The sequence below is a fragment of the Octadecabacter dasysiphoniae genome, from assembly GCF_021532615.1.
Taxonomy (GTDB): Bacteria; Pseudomonadota; Alphaproteobacteria; order Rhodobacterales; family Rhodobacteraceae; genus Octadecabacter; species Octadecabacter dasysiphoniae.
Genome location: NZ_JAKGAQ010000015.1, coordinates 1 through 1,645, shown reverse-complemented (window position 1 = coordinate 1,645; position 1,645 = coordinate 1). Strand labels below are relative to the sequence as shown.

The window sequence follows — 1,645 nt, the reverse complement described above, 5'->3', positions numbered from 1 at the left end:
ATCTACGCGGCGGACAACACGCAGGCGGCGATCCAGGCGTTGGGCGAAGGCGAAACTTTGACCGACAGCTTCACGGTGCTCAGTGCGGATGGCACCGAGGAGACCGTCACCGTCACGATCACGGGCGTGTCGGGTGCGATCGAGCTTGCTGCACTGGAGAGCAGCGCGGATCCCAGCGGCTTTGTGATCAACGGTGTGTCGGAGGATGACGTCTCCGGTTTTTCAGTAAGTGGAGCAGGAGATGTGAATGGCGACGGCCTGGATGATGTTATTGTCGGGGCTACACGAGACGATCCGAATGGCGAGGACTCCGGCGCCAGCTTTGTGGTCTTCGGCAAAAGCGATGGGACAGCCGTGGATCTGTCTGACATTGAGAACGGCCTTGGCGGCTTTGTGATCAATGGTGTGGCTAAGGATGATTTCTCCGGCTGGTTGGTGAGCGGGGCGGGGGATGTGAATGGCGACGGCTTGGATGATCTGATCGTGGGGGCATACGGAGACGATCCGAATGGCGGCGGCTCCGGCGCCAGCTTTGTTGTCTTTGGCAAGAGCGACGGGACAGCCGTGGAGCTGTCTGACATTGAGAACGGCAGTGGCGGTTTTGTGATCAACGGTGTGGCGGAGGGTGACGGGTCTGGCTGGTCGGTGAGCGGGGCGGGGGATGTGAATGGGGACGGGTTGGACGATTTGATCGTGGGGGCTCGTGGAGACGATCCGAATGGGGACGCCTCCGGTGCCAGCTTTGTGGTCTTTGGTAAAAGCGATGGGACCGCTGTGGAGCTGTCCGACATCGAGAGTGGCATCGGCGGCTTTGTGATCAATGGCGTCGCGGAGGATGACTCCTCCGGCATTTCCGTGAGCGGGGCGGGGGATGTGAATGGGGACGGGTTGGACGATTTGATCGTGGGGGCTCGTGGAGACGATCCGAATGGGGACGCCTCCGGTGCCAGCTTTGTGGTCTTTGGTAAAAGTGACGGGGCTGTCGTGGAGCTGTCCGACATCGAGAGTGGCCTTGGCGGCTTTGTGATCAACGGTGTGGCGACTTATGACCAGTCGGGTGTCTCGGTAAGCGGGGCGGGGGATGTGAATGGCGACGGCTTGGACGATCTGATCGTCGGGGCACTCGGAGATGATCCGAATGGGGACTATTCCGGTGCCAGCTTCGTGGTCTTTGGCAAGAGTGATGGGACCGCGGTGGAACTTTCCGGCATCGAGAGTGGCATTGGTGGTTTTGTGATCAATGGTGTGGCAGAGGGTGACAGGTCTGGCTGGTCGGTGAGCGGGGCGGGGGATGTGAATGGCGACGGGCTCGATGATCTGATCGTTGGGGCCTACTGTGACGATCCGAATGGGGACTATTCCGGCGCGAGCTTTGTGGTCTTTGGCAAAAGTGACGGGACCGCGGTAGCGCTGTCCGACATCGAGAGTGGCATTGGTGGCTTTGTGATCAATGGTGTGGCGGAGCTTGACGCCTCCGGCCGGTCAGTGAGCGGCGCAGGGGATGTGAATGGCGACGGCTTCGACGATCTGATCGTTGGGGCGCTCCTCGACGATCCGAATGGCGACGCCTCCGGCGCGAGCTTCGTGATCTTCGGCGGCGATTTCAGCGGGGCCGCGACGCAGATCGGCACCACGGGCGACGATG

At 61.2% G+C, this 1,645-nt stretch carries 1 protein-coding gene; it reads left to right on the top strand.

What is annotated here, in order from left to right:
- Positions 1-1,645 (top strand): VCBS domain-containing protein (locus tag L0664_RS18435; RefSeq protein WP_235227373.1); only part of this gene is annotated, 1,645 nt, incomplete at both ends.